This window comes from Streptomyces sp. f51 (genome assembly GCF_037940415.1).
Classification (GTDB): Bacteria; Actinomycetota; Actinomycetes; order Streptomycetales; family Streptomycetaceae; genus Streptomyces.
The window spans coordinates 736,459-751,571 of the sequence record NZ_CP149798.1 but is presented as its reverse complement, the minus strand read 5'-3'; the positions used below and the strand labels follow the sequence as shown (position 1 = coordinate 751,571).

The window sequence follows — 15,113 nt, the reverse complement described above, 5'->3', positions numbered from 1 at the left end:
CCCCCGGCACATGTGGGGCTCAGCCTATCGAGATCCACTCACGGGCCCGAATCGCGGCACCACCTCGGTGCCGGCGCGACCTGCGCGCGCCTACCAGGACCGTACCCTTGCCGCCATGCGACACGGATCCATCCCGGGCACCCATGGGCGCGTCCGGCCCCTCATCCTGCTCGGTGACCCCGTCCTGCGTACAGCCTGCGAGGACGTCACCGAGTTCGGCCCCCAACTCGCGGAGCTCGTCGAGGACATGTTCGCGACGATGTACGCCGCCGAGGGCGTCGGCCTCGCCGCGAACCAGATCGGCGTCGGCCTGCGGGTCTTCGTGTACGACTGCCCGGACGACGATGATGTCCGTCATGTCGGGCATGTGGTGAATCCTCGTCTGGTCGAGGCGGACGGTGTGGTCCTGCGCGGCCCGGAGGGCTGTCTCTCGCTGCCCGGTCTGGAAGCCGGCACCGAGCGGTTCGACCACGCCCTCGTCGAGGGCCGCACGGTCACCGGCGAGCCGGTCACCGTGCACGGCACCGGCTGGTTCGCGCGATGCCTCCAGCACGAGTGCGACCACCTCGAAGGCGGGGTGTACGCGGACCGGCTCACCGGGTGGCGCAGGCGCCGTCTGCTGCGCAAGGTGGCGCGGGCCTCCTGGAGCGGCTGACGGCGGGTCCGTGGTCGCGTCGGTCTCCGGTCGCCGGGGCCGGGCCCGCTGACGGGGTGTCCGTGTGAGCCCCGGTCAGGCATCCGGCCGCGAACCCGGCCGGAACCGCGGTGGAAACCCGGCCCCGAACCCGGCCGCAACCGCGGTCGGAAACCCGGCCGCCCGATCCCGTTCGGAATCGGCGTCAGAACCCCGGGCCGCCGACCCGGTCGCCCGCCGCCGCGAGGCGGCCCCACAGCAGGTCGGCCAGGCTCCGCACCAACTCGGCGCGCGTGCAGGGGCGTTCGCCGAGCCACCAGTCGCCGGCCGCGTGCATCATGCCGACGATGCCGTGGCCCCACACCCGCGCGAGCTGCTGACTGCCGGGTCCGAGGTCCACCCGCTCCTCGATGACCTCGGCCAGTTCCTCGCCCATGCGGCGCAGCACGGGCGCGGAGTACTTGCCCACGTCGAATCCGGGGTCGCCGGGCTGGCCGCCCTCCGCCGGATGCATCAGGAAGCGGTAGACCTGCGGCCGGGCCTCGATGGCGGCCAAGTAGGTGTCGAGTGTGGCCTCGACGCGCTCACGCCGTTCGGCCGGGGCGTCCAGTGCGGCCCGCAGCGCTTCGAGGAGGGCGTCCGTGTGACGCTTGGCCAGCGCGGCGTAGAGGCCGCCCTTGTCGCCGAAGTGGCGGTACAGAATGGGCTTCGTGATGCCCGCCTCGGCGGCGATGGCGTTCATGGAGGCGCCGGGGCCGTCGCGCAGCACCACTCTGTCTGCGGCTTCCAGCAGTTCGCGCCGGCGGCGGTCGGCGGACCTCTGCTGATCGGTCCGCTGTGTGGTGTCCATGTGCTCTCCCCACCCGTGGTGATTCGGTGACGCCTGCGCAAAGTAACACTGACCGGCGTATGGGTATCGAACGGGATGCCGAGCAGGGCTCGGGAGTTGACTTTTCCTACTAGCCAGTAACACACTCCAGTTACCGCAAGTAACAGTTTAGTGCAGCGCTGGAGGGGACATGGCCGAGTTCACCATGGAGCTCAACGACGAACAGAAGGAGGTCCGGGACTGGCTGCACGGCTTCGCCGCCGATGTCATCCGCCCCGCGGCCGCCGAATGGGACGAGCGTGAGGAGACTCCCTGGCCGGTCATCCAGGAGGCCGCGAAGGTCGGCATCTACTCCCTCGACTTCTACGCCCAGCAGTACTTCGACGCCACGGGTCTCGGCATACCCATGGCGATGGAGGAGCTGTTCTGGGGCGACGCGGGCATCGCGCTGTCCATCGTCGGCACCGGCCTCGCCGCCGTGGGCGTCCTCGCCAACGGCACCGAGGAGCAGATCGGCACCTGGATCCCCCAGATGTACGGCGATGCCAACGATGTCAAGGTCGCGGCCTTCTGCTCCTCCGAGCCCGACGCCGGCTCCGACGTCGCCTCGATGCGTACGCGCGCCGTCTACGACGAGGCCAAGGACGAGTGGGTCCTGAACGGCACGAAGACCTGGGCGACCAACGGCGGCATCGCCAACGTCCACGTCGTCGTCGCGGTCGTCGACGCGGAGCTCGGCTCCAAGGGCCACGCCTCCTTCATCGTGCCCCCGAACACGCCCGGGCTGTCCCAGGGCCAGAAGTTCAAGAAGCACGGCATCCGCGCCTCGCACACCGCCGAGGTCGTCCTGGAGAACGTCAGGATCCCCGGATCCTGCCTGCTCGGCGGCAAGGAGAAGCTCGACGAGCGCCTCGCCCGGGCCCGTGAGCGCGCGAGGGCCGGAGGCGGCGAGCGCGTGAAGAACGCCGCGATGGCCACCTTCGAGGCCTCCCGTCCGGCCGTCGGCGCCATGGCGGTGGGCACCGCGCGGGCCGCGTACGAGGTGGCCCTCGACTACGCGAAGACGCGTGAGCAGTTCGGCCGTCCGATCATCGACAACCAGGGCGTCGCCTTCCAGCTCGCCGACATGCGCACCTCGATCGACGCGGCCCGGCTGCTGGTCTGGCGCGCGTCCTGGATGGCGGTCAACGGCAAGCAGTTCACCGCGGCCGAGGGCTCGATGTCGAAGCTGTTCGCCTCCGAGACGGCGAAGAAGGTCACCGGCCAGGCCATCCAGATCCTGGGCGGCAACGGGTACACGCGTGAGTACCCGGTGGAGCGGATGCACCGCGACGCGGCCATCTACACGATCTTCGAAGGCACCAGCGAGATCCAGCGCCTGGTGATCGCCCGCACCCTCTCGGGCATGCCGATCCGCTGACCCGCCCGCGCACGGCCCCGTTCCGCGCTCCACGTGGCCGGGACGCCGGTGATCACCGGCGTCCCGGGGAGCCGCGCCTGGTGCGGCGCCGTCACCCCACCGGACCTGGGACTTCGCGTCGGACCGCCGGGAACCGGGTGGGACCGTGCACTCTGGTCGCGGGGGCTCGGAGTCAGCCGGACCGAAGGAGTGCGCGATGGCGCGGACGGCCAGGGAACTGCTGGAGGGCGTCACCGGGCAACTCGCCCCCGACCCCCACGCCAACCGGCTGCTGCCCGTGATCGCTCGGGGCGCGGCCCGGCCCGAAACCCTCGCGGCCCTCGCCCTGGAACAGCGCCATGTGATCGCCGCCGACCACCGGGCCTTCCTCCACCTGGCCGAACGCTCGGCCGCCGGCACCAAGGAGTCGGCCCCCGACCCGGCGAGCGCCGCGTTCTTCGAGATGCTCGCCGAGGGCGAGGCGGTCGCGGCGGAGCGGCTCGGCGCGTTCGCCGCCGCGGTCGGAGCCGACGACGCGCGGGCGGCGGAGTACGAACCGCTCGCCGACTGCCAGGCCTATCCCGCGTACGTCGCCTGGCTCGCCCTGAACGGGGAGCCGACCGACGTGGTCCTCGCGCTCGGCGCCAACGTCGCCGCCTGGGGCGGCTACTGCGAGACCATCGCCGAGGCCCTGCGCCATCACTACGGCTTCGACGACGAGGCCTGCGGCTTCTTCGACCTCTTCGCCGCGCCCGCGCCGGACCTGGAGAACCGGGCCCTGGCCGCCGTACAGGCCGGCCTCGACGCCGACCGCGTCTCACGGGACGACGTGCTGCGGCACGGCCGGCTGCTCCAGGCCTACGAGTCGAGGTTCTGGCACGCGCTGTGGGAGCTGGACCAGCGGGTCGCCTGACCCCGACGCCGCCGGCCCGGGCCCGGCGCCGTCCGGCGGCCGGGCCGGGCATCGCCGCCCGGGTTCAGCGGCCGCTGGGACCGCTGCTGTGCGCGATGCAGGCCACGTCGATCCGGTCGGCCAGCTTGGCCAGTTCGATCGTGAGCGCGGCCACCGTGTCCTCGTCGAGGCCGTCCTGGCCGGCCTCGACCAGATGCAGCCACCGGCCGCCCACCGTGCGCAGCAGCTTGCTGACGTCGGCGGCGGCCACCTGCAACGTGCCGCGGTCGTCGACGATCAGCGGGAGGGTCACTTCGCGGTTCACACGAGGGATCGTAGCTGCGGAACGCTCACGCTCCGTGCCATACGGTGGTGATGTTGCAGAACTCGCGGATTCCGTGCCCCGACAGTTCGCGCCCGTAGCCGGACCGCTTCTCGCCGCCGAACGGGAACGCCGGGTGCGAGGCCGTCATCCCGTTGACGAACACCCCGCCCGCCTCCGAGTCGCGCACGAAACGCTCCACCTCGGCCTGATCACGGGTCCATACGTTCGAGCTCAGCCCGAACGGGGTGTCGTTGGCGAGGGCCACCGCCTCGTCCAGGTCCTCGGCGCGGTACAGCGTGGCGACCGGCCCGAACGTCTCCTCCAGGTGGATGCGCATGTCGGGCGTGATGTCGGTGAGCACGGTGGGCGCGTAGTACCAGCCGGCGCCGAAACCGTCGGGACGTTCGCCACCGCACAGCACGGTCGCGCCGTTCTCGACGGCGTCGTCCACCAGCTCCTCCAGGTCCGCGCGCCCCTGCTCGGTGGAGAGCGGTCCGATGTCGGTGTCCTCCTCCAGCGGGTCGCCGATCCTCAGGGCCCGCATGCCCGCCGTGAACCGCTCCGCGAAGGCGTCGAACACGTCCGTGTGCACGATGAACCGCTTGGCGGCGATGCACGACTGCCCGTTGTTCTGGGCACGCGCGGTGACGGCGATCGTCGCGGCGCGCTCCACGTCGGCGGACGGCATCACGACGTACGGGTCGCTGCCGCCCAGCTCCAGCACCGTCTTCTTGACCTCGTCGCCCGCGACCGAGGCGACCGCCCGGCCGGCCGGTTCGCTGCCGGTGAGGGTCGCCGCCTTGACCCGCGGGTCGCGCAGGACGCCCTCGACCGCCCCCGACCCGATCAGCAGCGTCTGGAAGCAGCCCTCGGGAAAGCCCGCACGACGGAACAGGTCCTCCAGGTACAGGGCGGTCTGCGGCACGTTCGAGGCGTGCTTGAGCAGGCCCACGTTGCCCGCCATCAGCGCGGGCGCCGCGAACCGGACCACCTGCCAGAGCGGAAAGTTCCACGGCATCACCGCGAGCACGGGGCCCAGCGGCCGGTAGCGCGCGATCACCCGGGAGGCACCGGAGTCCGCGGCGTCGGCGGGGGCGGCCAGCTCGTCGGCGAGCAGGTCCTCGGCGCGGTCGGCGTACCAGCGCATCGCCTTGGCGCACTTGGCGGCCTCCGCCCGTGCCTGCTTGACCGGCTTGCCCATCTCGGTGGTCATCACCCGGCCGATGTCGGGCACGTCCTCGTCCAGGAGAGCGGCCGCGCGGTGCATGAGCCGCGCCCGCTCGATGAACGGGGTGGTTCGATACGTGCGGAACGTCGCCTCGGCGGCAGCGAGCCTGCGCTCGATCTCCTCGGCGCCGAGGGCGTCGTACGTCTTGAGCGTCTCGCCGTTCGCCGGGTTCACCGTCGCGATGGGCATGGCCGACCTCCTGAAAGCTGACTGTTCCCCGACCCTCCCGCGCGGTGCGGCCGGGCGCAACGCGGGCGGCGGGGTTCCCTGGCGAGCCGGCGCTGGCTGCCGAACGCCGGCTCTCAGGCCGAGTGCTCCGCCAGCCGGTCGAGAAACACGCTCTGGGCGGTCACCAGCAGATCCCTGGCGCGCTCCGGGGTCATCCACTCCACCCGGTCCAGCTCGGGGAACTCCCGCCGCCGTCCCGATCCGGGCGGCCACTCCATCGTGAACGTGCCGGGGACCACGGCCGCCGGATCGAGGTCCGCCTCGATCGCCCAGGCCGTGACGACCTTGCCGTTCGCCTGGGTGACCTCGCCGAGCGCCACCGCCTCCCCGTCGGGCGGCGGAAGTCCGAGCTCCTCGCGGAACTCGCGGCGGGCGGCGTCCCAGGCCGTCTCGCCCGGCTCGTACTCGCCCTTGGGGAGGGTCCAGGCCCCGCTGTCGCGCCGCGCGAAGAACGGCCCGCCCATATGGCCGACCAGTACCTCGACGCCGTGATCGGTGTGCCGGAACAACAGCAGTCCGGCGCTCCTCTTCCCGTGCTGTCCTCCGCTCATCGCGTCACCTCCGGGTGGGCCGCCAGCAGGGTGTCGACGGTGTCGGCCTCGGCCGCCGGCTTGTCCTCGCGATAGCGCACGACCCGGGCGAAACGGAGGGTGACACCGGCCGGGTAGCGGGTGGACCGCTGGAGACCGTCGTACGCGATCTCGACGACGAGCTCGGGCCGTACGGTCACCACATGGCCGTCGTCCGCCACGGCCAGCTCCCGGAAGCGTTCCGTCTGCCAGGTGAGCATCGCGTCGGTCATGCCCTTGAACGTCTTGCCCAGCATGGCGAAGGAACCGTCGGCCGTACGGGCGCCCAGGTGCAGGTTCGAGAGCTTGCCGGTGCGCCGCCCGTGGCCCCATTCGACGGCCAGGACGACCAGGTCGAGGGTGTGCACGGGTTTGACCTTGAGCCAGGACGCACCGCGCCGGCCCGCGCTGTACGGAGCGTCGAGGGCCTTCACCACGACACCCTCGTGCCCCCGCTCCAGCGCGTCGGCGAGAAAGGTCTCGCCCCGCCCGGCGTCCTCGGGCCCCTGGACGAGCGTCCGCCGGACCCGCATCGGCTCGGGGACCAGCCGTGCCAGCTCCGCGTGCCGCTCGGTGAACGGCAGATCCAGCAGGTCCCGCCCGTCGACGGACAGGGCGTCGAAGAAGACGGGGGAGACGGGCACGGTCTCCGCGGCCGCCGCCACGTCCACACGGGACCCCACCCGGGCGGCCGTCTCCTGGAAGGAACGCGGCCGCCCGTGGTCGTCCAGGGCGATCACCTCACCGTCCAGGATGAACCGCCGTACCCGCAACTCCCTTGCGGCCAGGGTGAGTTCGGGCAGGCGGTCGGTGATGTCGTCGAGGGTGCGGGTGTAGACGCGGACCTCCTCGCCGTCCCGGTGCAGCTGCACCCGGATGCCGTCGAGCTTCTCCTCGACCGCGCAGGCGCCGAGCTTGCCGACCGCCTCGGAGACGGAGGCCGCGGAGTGCGCCAGCATCGGCAGCACCGGACGGCCGACGGTCAGCCGGAAACCCTCCAGGGCCTCCGGCCCGTCCGCCAGGAGGGCCCGCGCCACCGCCTGCAACGAGCCCGCCAGCATCACCGCCCGGCGTACGTCCCCCGCCGGCGCGCCCGTCGCCTCCGCGAGCCCCTCGACCGCCAGCGCGTCCAGCGCGCCCTGGCGCACCTCGCCGGTCAGCAGCCCGAACAGGAAACGCTGCTCGTCCTCCGTGGCCGCCGCCATCAACTCACCCACCAGACGGGCCCGTTCGGCCTGTGAGCCGGTGCCGGAGACCTCGCCGAGCGCGGTGAGCCGTGCGTCGACCTCGCGCACGGTGAGCGTTGGCTCGGCTGCGGGGGCCACCGGTGTGCTCAGCACCTTCCAGCCGACGCCGATGCGGCCCTGGGGCAGGCGGCCCGCCAGATACGGAATCACGATCGGCGCGTCCTCCGCCTCCGCGTCCCGGAACAGCCCGGCGAGCAGAGCGGTCTTCCGGGACCGCGCCGAGGTGGCGGCGACCTCCTGGGACACATGGGCGAGCCGGCTCAGCAGCATGCAGCCATCGTGCAACGACAGCGCCCGCTCCACACCCGTACGGCATCCCCGGCGTGCCCCCGTACGCCGGGATTCAGCCCCGTCCGCGCGCGATCGCCGCGTCGAGGTCGGCGAAGAGGAGCTCACCGTTGAGCGTGGCCGCCGCGCGGTATCCGCCGCTCGCCGCGTTCACCACCTGCTCGGCGAAACCGGCGGCGTTGCCCGCCGCCCAGACGCCGGGCACGCTCGTCAGACCGGTCGCATCGAGGACCGGATAGCTGCCGAACGGCGTCTCCCGCAGTTCCGCTCCCAGCCGCTCGAGCAGCCCGGTCCGGGGCACCGGTCGCGGCGCCACGAACAGCACCGAGCGGTCGTACGCGCTCCCGTCCACGAGCCGCAGGCCGGTGAGCCGGTCGTCCGTGACCAGCAGCTCCGCGACCTCGCCCGGCACCACGGCGACGCCCGCGGCGGCGAGCCGGCGCCGGTCCTCGTCGGAGAGCTCGTCCTCGGTCACCGTGTGCAGGAACAGCGTGACGTCCTTCGACCACTGGCCGACCATGAGCGCCTGGTGCACGCTCATCGGGTTCGCGGCCAGCACGCCGAAGGCCAGGTCGCGCACCTCCCAGCCGTGGCAGTACGGGCAGTGCAGCACATCGCGCCCGAAGCGCTCGGCGACGCCGGGCACCGGGGGCAGCTCGTCGGCCAGCCCCGTCGTGACGATCACCCGCCGCGCGTGGACGCCCGCCCCGGAGCCGATCGTGACGTCGAACTCCCCGGAGCCGTCCCGGACGACGTCCACCACCCGGCCCCGGACGACCTCCACCCCGTACCCCTCGACCTCGCGCCGGCCCTCGGCGAGGAACTCGGCGGGCGGCATGCCGTCGCGGGTCAGATAGCCCTGCATGTGCGCGGCGGGCGCGTTGCGCGGCTCGCCCTCGTCCACGACGAGCGTGCGGCGCCGCGCCCGTCCGAGGACCAGGGCCGCGGAGAGCCCCGCCGTGCCGCCGCCGACGACGACCACTTCGTAGGTCCCGGTGGCTGTTCCGGTCGGTGTCCCGGTCGATGTCTCGGTCATGGTGACCACCTCCACCCAGAAGGTCGCCCGGCACGCCTCGTATTGACAAATGGCTTTGCCGATTCTGCAATGGAAGGATGAGTGAAGCGGCCCGTGCGGGCGAGAGCGGTCCCGGCGGGCGTGAGGCGGCCGGCGAGGTGACGACGGACGCGGTCCTGGCCGAGGTGGGCCCGCGGCTGCGGCGGATCAGGAAGGAGCGCGGGGCGACCCTGGCGGGGCTGTCGGAGGCGACCGGCATCTCGGTGAGCACGCTCTCGCGCCTGGAGTCGGGCCTGCGCAAGCCCAGTCTGGAACTGCTGCTGCCCATCGCGCGGGCCCATCAGGTGGCCCTGGACGAGCTGGTGGGCGCCCCGCCGGTCGACGACCCCCGGGTGCGTACGGAGCCGATCGTGCGGCACGGCCGAACGTACTGGCCGCTGACCCGCCAGCCGGGGGGACTCCAGGCCTACAAGGTGCTCGAACCGAAGCGGACGGCCGAGCCCGACCCGCGCACGCACGAGGGCTACGAATGGCTGTACGTGCTCTCGGGGCGGTTGCGGGTGGTCCTCGGCGAGCACGACGTGGTCATGGAGGCCGGCGAGGCGGCCGAGTTCGACACCCGCGTGCCGCACTGGTTCGGGTCGACGGGGGAGGGCCCCGCGGAGTTCCTGAGCCTGTTCGGACCGCAGGGCGAGCGGATGCACGTACGGGCACGGCCCAAGGCGCGGTCCACGGAGGACTGAGGGCGGGCGGCCGGGAGACCGGTGGGTGTCGCGGGTGCCGACGCCGGGCGTGGCGGAGGGGGAGGGCGCCAGGCTCGGTGAAGACGACCGCCGTCCGCTGTTCCCAGGGTGGCAAGCGACCGCTTAGTATGCGAAGGACCCCGGTCAGCCGACACAGATCCCCTGGAGGCCCCGCATGCAGGCATGGCAAGTGCACCAGAACGGCGAGCCCGCGGAGGCGATGCGCCTGGTGGAGGTGGACCGGCCGACGCCCGGTGACGGCCAGGTCCTGCTCAAGGTGCGCGCCGCGAACATCAACTTCCCGGACGCGCTGATGTGCCGCGGCCAGTACCAGGTCAGGCCGCCGCTGCCGTTCACCCCGGGCGTGGAGATCTGCGGAGAGACCGAGGACGGCCGCCGGGTGATCGCCAACCCCGCGCTGCCGCACGGCGGCTTCGCCGAGTACGCGGTCGCCGACGCCGCCGCCCTGCTGCCGGCGCCCGACGCCCTCGACGACGCCGAGGCCGCCGCCCTGCACATCGGCTACCAGACCGGCTGGTTCGGCCTGCACCGCCGGGCCCGCCTGGAGGCCGGCGAGACGCTGCTCGTCCACGCGGCCGCCGGAGGGGTCGGCAGTGCCGCCGTCCAGCTCGGGAAGGCGGCCGGCGCCCGGGTCATCGGTGTCGTCGGCGGCGCCGACAAGGCGGCCGTCGCGCGCGAACTGGGCTGCGACGTCGTCGTCGACCGGCGCTCCGAGGACGTGATCGGCGCCGTCAAGGAGGCGACCGGCGGACGCGGCGCGGACGTGATCTACGACCCCGTGGGCGGCGAGGCCTACACGCAGTCCACGAAGGTCGTCGCCTTCGAGGGCCGGATCGTGGTCGTCGGCTTCGCGAGCGGCTCGATCCCGAGCCCCGCCCTGAACCACGCCCTCGTCAAGAACTACGGCGTCCTCGGCCTGCACTGGGGCCTGTACAACACCAAGAACCCGAAGCTCGTCCTGCACTGCCACGAGCAGCTCACCGAGCTCGCCGCACGGGGCGCGATCAAGCCGCTGGTGAGCGAGCGGGTGCCGCTGAGCGAGGCCGCCGCCGCCGTGCAGCGGGTCGCCGACGGAGTCACCACCGGACGGATCGCCGTGGTGCCCACACTTCAGAACGGAGCCGCCGCATGACCGACGCAGCCGAACTGCGCCGCCGCACCCAGGAGTTGCTGGCCGCCCACCCGCCCGGGGAGACGGAGCGGCTGGACTTCCTGAAGGCCCGCTTCGACGCCGGGCTCGCCTGGGTGCACTACCCCGAGGGCCTCGGGGGACTCGGCGCCCCGCGCCGCCTCCAGGCCGTCGTGGACGCCGAACTCGCGGCCGCGGGCGCGCCCGACAACGACCCCCGGCGCATCGGTATCGGCCTCGGCATGGCCGCCCCGACCATCCTCGGCTTCGGCACAGAGGAGCAGAAGCGCCGCTTCCTGCGGCCCCTCTGGGTCGGCGAGGAGGTGTGGTGCCAGCTCTTCAGCGAGCCCGGCGCCGGTTCGGACCTCGCCGCCCTCGGCACCCGCGCGGTCCGTACGGACGGCGAAGGCGGTGACTGGGTGGTCAACGGGCAGAAGGTGTGGACCTCCAGCGCCCACCTCGCCCGCTGGGCCATCCTCATCGCCCGCACCGACCCGGACGTGCCCAAGCACCGGGGCATCACCTACTTCATCTGCGACATGACGGACCCGGGCGTCGACGTGCGCCCGCTGCGCCAGATCACCGGCGAGGCGGAGTTCAACGAGGTCTTCCTCACCGACGTCCGCATCCCCGACGCCCACCGCCTCGGCGAGGTCGGCGACGGCTGGAAGGTCGCGCAGACCACCCTGATGAACGAGCGCGTCTCCATCGGAGGCATGCGCATCCCGCGTGAGGGCGGCATGATCGGCCCGGTCGCGAAGACCTGGCGCGAGCGGCCCGAACTGCGCACCCACGACACGCACCAGCGGCTGCTGAGGCTGTGGGTCGAGTCCGAGGTCGCGCGCCTCTCCGGCGAGCGGCTGCGCCAGCAGCTCGCCCTGGGCCAGCCCGGCCACGAGGGCGCCGGCATGAAGCTCGGCTTCGCCCGCCTCAACCAGGAGATCAGCGGCCTCGAAGTCGAACTCCTCGGCGAGGAAGGGCTGTTGTACGAGGACTGGACGATGCGCCGGCCCGAACTGGTCGACTTCACCGGCCGGGACGCCGGATACCGCTACCTGCGCTCCAAGGGCAACAGCATCGAGGGCGGGACCAGCGAGGTCCTGCTGAACATCGTCGCCGAACGCGTCCTGGGCCTCCCGTCCGAGCCGCGCACCGACAAGGACGTCGCATGGAAGGACCTCGCCCGATGAGCCAGGTGAGCACCGAGCCCGATCTGCTCTACACCGAGGAGGAGGAGGCGCTGCGCGCCGCCGTCCGCGACCTCCTCACCGACCGCTGCGCTGCGGCCGACGTCATCACCCGCAGCGAGTCGGCCACCCCGTACGACCCCGAGCTCTGGAAGGCCCTGGCGGCGGGCATGGGCCTCGCCGGACTGCTGGTGCCCGAGGACCGGGGCGGCCAGGGCGCCACCCACCGCGAAGCCGCCGTGGTCCTGGAGGAGCTGGGCCGCGCGGTCGCTCCCGTGCCCTATCTCACGAGCGCCGTCGTCGCGACCGAGGCCCTGCTGGCCTGCGAGGGGCCCGCCGCGGACGAACTCCTCGCCGCGCTCGCCTCCGGCCGGACCGTGGGCGTCCTGGCCGTCGCGCTGAACATCGGACCGGGCGCCGCCCACCGGGCCGTCCGTCTGGAGAACGGTTCCCTGCACGGGGAGCTGACGGGCATCGCGGACGCGGCCGCCGCCGACGTCCTGCTGGTTCCGGCCGAGGACGGCGGGCTGTACGCCGTCGACGCGGACGCGGTCACCGTCGTCCCGCAGGTCAGCCTCGACCAGACCCGGCCGCTCGCCCGGATCACCTTCGAGGCGGCGCAGGCGCGGCCGCTCACCACGGACGCGGCGGGCGCCGTACGGCGGGCGCTGAGGGCCGGGGCCGGACTGCTCGCCTCCGAGCAACTCGGCATCGCCGAGCACTCGTTGACCGAGACGGTCCGCTACCTCAAGGAGCGCAAGCAGTTCAACCGGCCGGTCGGCGGATTCCAGGCGCTCAAGCACCGGCTGGCCCAGGTGTGGCTGGAGGTCGTGGGCGTCCGCGCCGCGGCCCGGAACGCCGCCGACGCCCTGGCCACGGCCGACGCGGACGGCTACGTTGCGGTGGCCGTCGCCCAGGCGTACGCGGCACCCGTCGCCGTGCACGCCGCGGAGGAGGCGCTCCAGTTGCACGGCGGCATCGGTATGACCTGGGAGCACCCGGCGCACCTCTACCTCAAGCGCGCCAAGGCCGACTCGATCGCCTACGGCACGGCGGGAGCGCACCGCGAGGCCCTGGCCGAACTGGTCGACCTCCAGGCGCCCTGACACCGTCCCGCGAAGAGCCCGTCCCGACCCGGGGCGGGCTCCTTTCGCGCGCGGGGGCCGGTGCGCGTTCCTCCCGCCGGGGCCGGGACCTGGCCGTTCCCGGACGCCCACGGCCGGCGGCGCAACTCCACCCGTTCGGGGGACACGTCAGCCGCCCGGGTCAACCCCCCGCTACGCCACACTTACGGCCGAACGCCGCGAAGTGGACGTGGCGGAGGAGGTTGACGATGGCCATTTCCATCTCTGCTGTGCTGTTTCTCCTGGTGCTGGCGGTGATCTTCCTGCGCAACGGAGGACTGAAGATCTCCCACGCCCTGGTCTGCGCCCTGCTCGGGTTCCTGCTGGCCAGTACGAGCATGGCCCCGACCATCCACAGCGGTCTCACCGCGACGGCCGACATCGTGGGCAGCCTGGCGCCCTGACGCCCTGACGCCCTGACGCCCTGACGCCCTGACGCCCTGACGGCAGGGCGGACTGACGGCAGGGCGGACTGACGCCCTGGCCCGGCCGGGGTGTCAGCGGCCCTCGAACACCCCGATGCCGTTGGGGACGGGACGCTCGGCGCCGCCGCTCGGATGGTTGAGGACACTGACGGCGTCCGCCCCCGCCCGGCGGGCGACCATCGTGGTGGATCCACCGCCGTCCAGGCTGAAGGCGTCCTCGGACCCCAGCCGCTTCATGGCGCGGGTGACCTCGGCGATGGTGAGCCCGGCACGGAACCGGGGGGCGCCGTCCAGGGCGAGGAGCTGCATCCGGTGTCCGTGGTCGGAGAAGCCCACCGCCGTGCGTACGGCGGAGGTCCTGTCGTCCAGACCCGGCAGCGGCTTTCCGCGGGTCATCATCGGATAGCCCCCGATCGCGAACCGGTAGGGCACCCGGGAGGACCGCGCGACCAGCCGCTGCCGTACCCCCACCCGCTCGCCCACGGACAGCTCGCGCAGTTTCCGCGCCCCCGCCTCACGGCCGACCAGCACGGTCGTGCCCCGGGCGATCGGCCCCCTTCCCGGAGTGACGGCGGTGGACACGACCCGCCCGCGGCGGAGCGTCACCTCGTAGGTCTCGGTGCTGCACGGCGCGGCCCGGTCCGTGTCCGTGCCGCAGGTCGCCCGGACCCGCGAGACGGCGCCCCAGTCCGCGGTGAACTCGCCGACGGAGCCCACCGGGAGCGCGTACTGGTTGAGCCCCCCGAGCCGCCAGGTGCCGTGCGAGCTGCCGACCGAGCCTTCGAGGGCCACGTCGTCCAGCCGGGCCCGGTGGTCGACTCCCACACCGAACACCTCCTCGGTGTTCGTGCCGGGCGGCAGCTCCGGTCCGAACCGCTGGCCGACGGGGACCGCCCCCTTGAGGCCGCGGCCGCTCGCGATCGCCGGACCCACCGTCGCGCCCGTCGCCTCGACGCCCGGATGCTGCGTCTCGGTGATGTCGAAGAAGTCGCCGTTGACCCCGGCCACCGCGCCCCGGGAGTTGGCCAGTTCGGACACCGGTGCCCGTGACGCCACGGAACCGGGATGGAGCAGATCGACCCGCACCCGGGGATCGCGGAGATCGACGGTCAACACATGCGCGTGTGCCACCCCTTTGGCCCCGGGGATGTCCAACTGCGTATAGGCGACGCCGGGCGCGAGACGGGTCGCCTTCTCCGCGCCGCTGGCCGGCGCCGCCCCCGTCAGGGCCGCACCGGCCAGTGCTCCGCATGCCGTGAAGACGGTCAGTGCCGTTCGGAACCGTCTGCCAGGACGTGTCACCGTGCCCCCTGATGTCTCGTCAACTCTGCCGGGAATCAGCAGAATTGCATCAGAGACGGGGACCCGGGGCGGTGGCTAGGCGCCTACGACGCGGGAACGGATGAGAAAACGCACTCCTTCGGGTGCTTCCAGGGAGAAGCCGCTGCCACGGCCCGGCACGACGTCCACGATCAGGCGCGTGTGACTCCACAGCTCGAACTGGCTCTTCGACATCCAGAAGGACACCGGCTCCGCGACGCCCTCGACCTCCAGATCGGCCAGCAGGACGTCGGAACCGCCGGTGCGGAACTCGCCCGCCAAGTAGCACATGGGCGCGCTGCCGTCGCAGCAGCCGCCCGACTGATGGAACATCAGGGGTCCGTGCTCGGTGCGCAGCCGCCTCAGCAGTTCGGCGGCCGCGGATGTCAGCTCCACGCGCGGGACGACGTCCATCGGCTTCCCCCTCGGGTCTCGCGGCTGTCGCGGACCAGCCGACCATCCCGGACGTTGCGAGAGGGTTGCACACCCCGGGCACGCACGAGGCCGGCC

General features: G+C 72.8%; 16 protein-coding genes. 8 read left to right on the top strand and 8 right to left on the bottom strand.

The genetic code is table 11. The annotated features are described in order from the left end of the window. Positions 1–115 precede the first annotated feature (115 nt). A complete protein-coding gene (def, locus tag WJM95_RS03330; RefSeq protein WP_339127946.1) occupies positions 116–655 on the top strand; it encodes a peptide deformylase in 540 nt (179 codons plus the stop codon). A gap of 184 nt (positions 656–839) precedes the next feature. Here def and WJM95_RS03325 read toward each other — a convergent pair whose 3' ends face one another. Beyond that, on the bottom strand, positions 840–1,484 hold the full coding sequence (locus WJM95_RS03325; protein ID WP_328556921.1) for a TetR family transcriptional regulator: 645 nt from the start codon (positions 1,482–1,484) through the stop codon (positions 840–842). A gap of 169 nt (positions 1,485–1,653) precedes the next feature. Between WJM95_RS03325 and WJM95_RS03320 the strand changes: the two genes are divergently transcribed. Together WJM95_RS03320 and WJM95_RS03315 are read left to right on the top strand one after the other, a co-directional pair. Continuing rightward, entirely contained in the window at positions 1,654–2,883 is a 1,230-nt protein-coding gene (locus WJM95_RS03320; protein WP_339127945.1) for an acyl-CoA dehydrogenase family protein, read from the top strand. A gap of 196 nt (positions 2,884–3,079) precedes the next feature. Next, positions 3,080–3,775 carry a transcriptional regulator gene (locus tag WJM95_RS03315; protein WP_339127944.1) on the top strand — a complete coding sequence of 232 codons (696 nt, stop codon included), beginning with the start codon at positions 3,080–3,082 and terminating at the stop codon, positions 3,773–3,775. Between the two features lie 64 nt (positions 3,776–3,839). Here the strand turns inward: WJM95_RS03315 and WJM95_RS03310 are convergent, their stop codons facing one another. From WJM95_RS03310 to WJM95_RS03290, 5 genes are all read right to left on the bottom strand, one after another. Continuing rightward, positions 3,840–4,079: a DUF6213 family protein gene (locus tag WJM95_RS03310; protein WP_151470505.1), complete on the bottom strand. Its 240-nt coding sequence runs from the start codon at positions 4,077–4,079 to the stop codon at positions 3,840–3,842. 25 nt (positions 4,080–4,104) lie between these two features. Then, positions 4,105–5,496, bottom strand: a complete 1,392-nt coding sequence (locus WJM95_RS03305) for an NADP-dependent succinic semialdehyde dehydrogenase (protein ID WP_339127943.1) — start codon at positions 5,494–5,496, stop codon at positions 4,105–4,107. A gap of 113 nt (positions 5,497–5,609) precedes the next feature. Next, a complete protein-coding gene (locus WJM95_RS03300; RefSeq protein WP_339127942.1) occupies positions 5,610–6,086 on the bottom strand; it encodes an NUDIX domain-containing protein in 477 nt (158 codons plus the stop codon). Next, positions 6,083–7,621 carry an ATP-dependent DNA ligase gene (locus tag WJM95_RS03295; protein ID WP_339127941.1) on the bottom strand — a complete coding sequence of 513 codons (1,539 nt, stop codon included), beginning with the start codon at positions 7,619–7,621 and terminating at the stop codon, positions 6,083–6,085. Before WJM95_RS03295 ends, WJM95_RS03300 begins: the two co-directional genes overlap by 4 nt. 73 nt (positions 7,622–7,694) lie before the next feature. After that, positions 7,695–8,675, bottom strand: a complete 981-nt coding sequence (locus tag WJM95_RS03290; RefSeq protein ID WP_339127940.1) for an NAD(P)/FAD-dependent oxidoreductase — start codon at positions 8,673–8,675, stop codon at positions 7,695–7,697. Positions 8,676–8,812: 137 nt separating this feature from the next. Between WJM95_RS03290 and WJM95_RS03285 the strand changes: the two genes are divergently transcribed. The 5 genes from WJM95_RS03285 to WJM95_RS03265 all read left to right on the top strand — a co-directional run bounded on the left by WJM95_RS03285 (position 8,813) and on the right by WJM95_RS03265 (position 13,262). Next, positions 8,813–9,397, top strand: a complete 585-nt coding sequence (locus WJM95_RS03285; RefSeq protein WP_339135334.1) for an XRE family transcriptional regulator — start codon at positions 8,813–8,815, stop codon at positions 9,395–9,397. 175 nt (positions 9,398–9,572) lie between these two features. Beyond that, positions 9,573–10,550 (top strand): NADPH:quinone oxidoreductase family protein, encoded by a 978-nt coding sequence (locus tag WJM95_RS03280; protein ID WP_339127939.1) that lies wholly within the window; start codon positions 9,573–9,575, stop codon positions 10,548–10,550. Next, positions 10,547–11,737 carry an acyl-CoA dehydrogenase family protein gene (locus WJM95_RS03275; RefSeq protein ID WP_339127938.1) on the top strand — a complete coding sequence of 397 codons (1,191 nt, stop codon included), beginning with the start codon at positions 10,547–10,549 and terminating at the stop codon, positions 11,735–11,737. Before WJM95_RS03280 ends, WJM95_RS03275 begins: the two co-directional genes overlap by 4 nt. Continuing rightward, the gene (locus WJM95_RS03270; RefSeq protein WP_339127937.1) at positions 11,716–12,840 is read left to right on the top strand and encodes an acyl-CoA dehydrogenase family protein; all 1,125 of its coding nucleotides are present in this window, start codon (positions 11,716–11,718) and stop codon (positions 12,838–12,840) included. The genes WJM95_RS03275 and WJM95_RS03270 overlap by 22 nt, the downstream gene beginning before the upstream one ends. 227 nt (positions 12,841–13,067) lie before the next feature. Beyond that, the gene (locus tag WJM95_RS03265; RefSeq protein WP_339127936.1) at positions 13,068–13,262 is read left to right on the top strand and encodes a hypothetical protein; all 195 of its coding nucleotides are present in this window, start codon (positions 13,068–13,070) and stop codon (positions 13,260–13,262) included. A 93-nt stretch (positions 13,263–13,355) separates the two neighbouring features. Here the strand turns inward: WJM95_RS03265 and WJM95_RS03260 are convergent, their stop codons facing one another. Then, the gene (locus WJM95_RS03260; protein WP_339127935.1) at positions 13,356–14,585 is read right to left on the bottom strand and encodes a phosphodiester glycosidase family protein; all 1,230 of its coding nucleotides are present in this window, start codon (positions 14,583–14,585) and stop codon (positions 13,356–13,358) included. Between the two features lie 75 nt (positions 14,586–14,660). Further along, on the bottom strand, positions 14,661–15,017 hold the full coding sequence (locus WJM95_RS03255; protein ID WP_339127934.1) for a DUF779 domain-containing protein: 357 nt from the start codon (positions 15,015–15,017) through the stop codon (positions 14,661–14,663). Positions 15,018–15,113 lie beyond the last annotated feature (96 nt).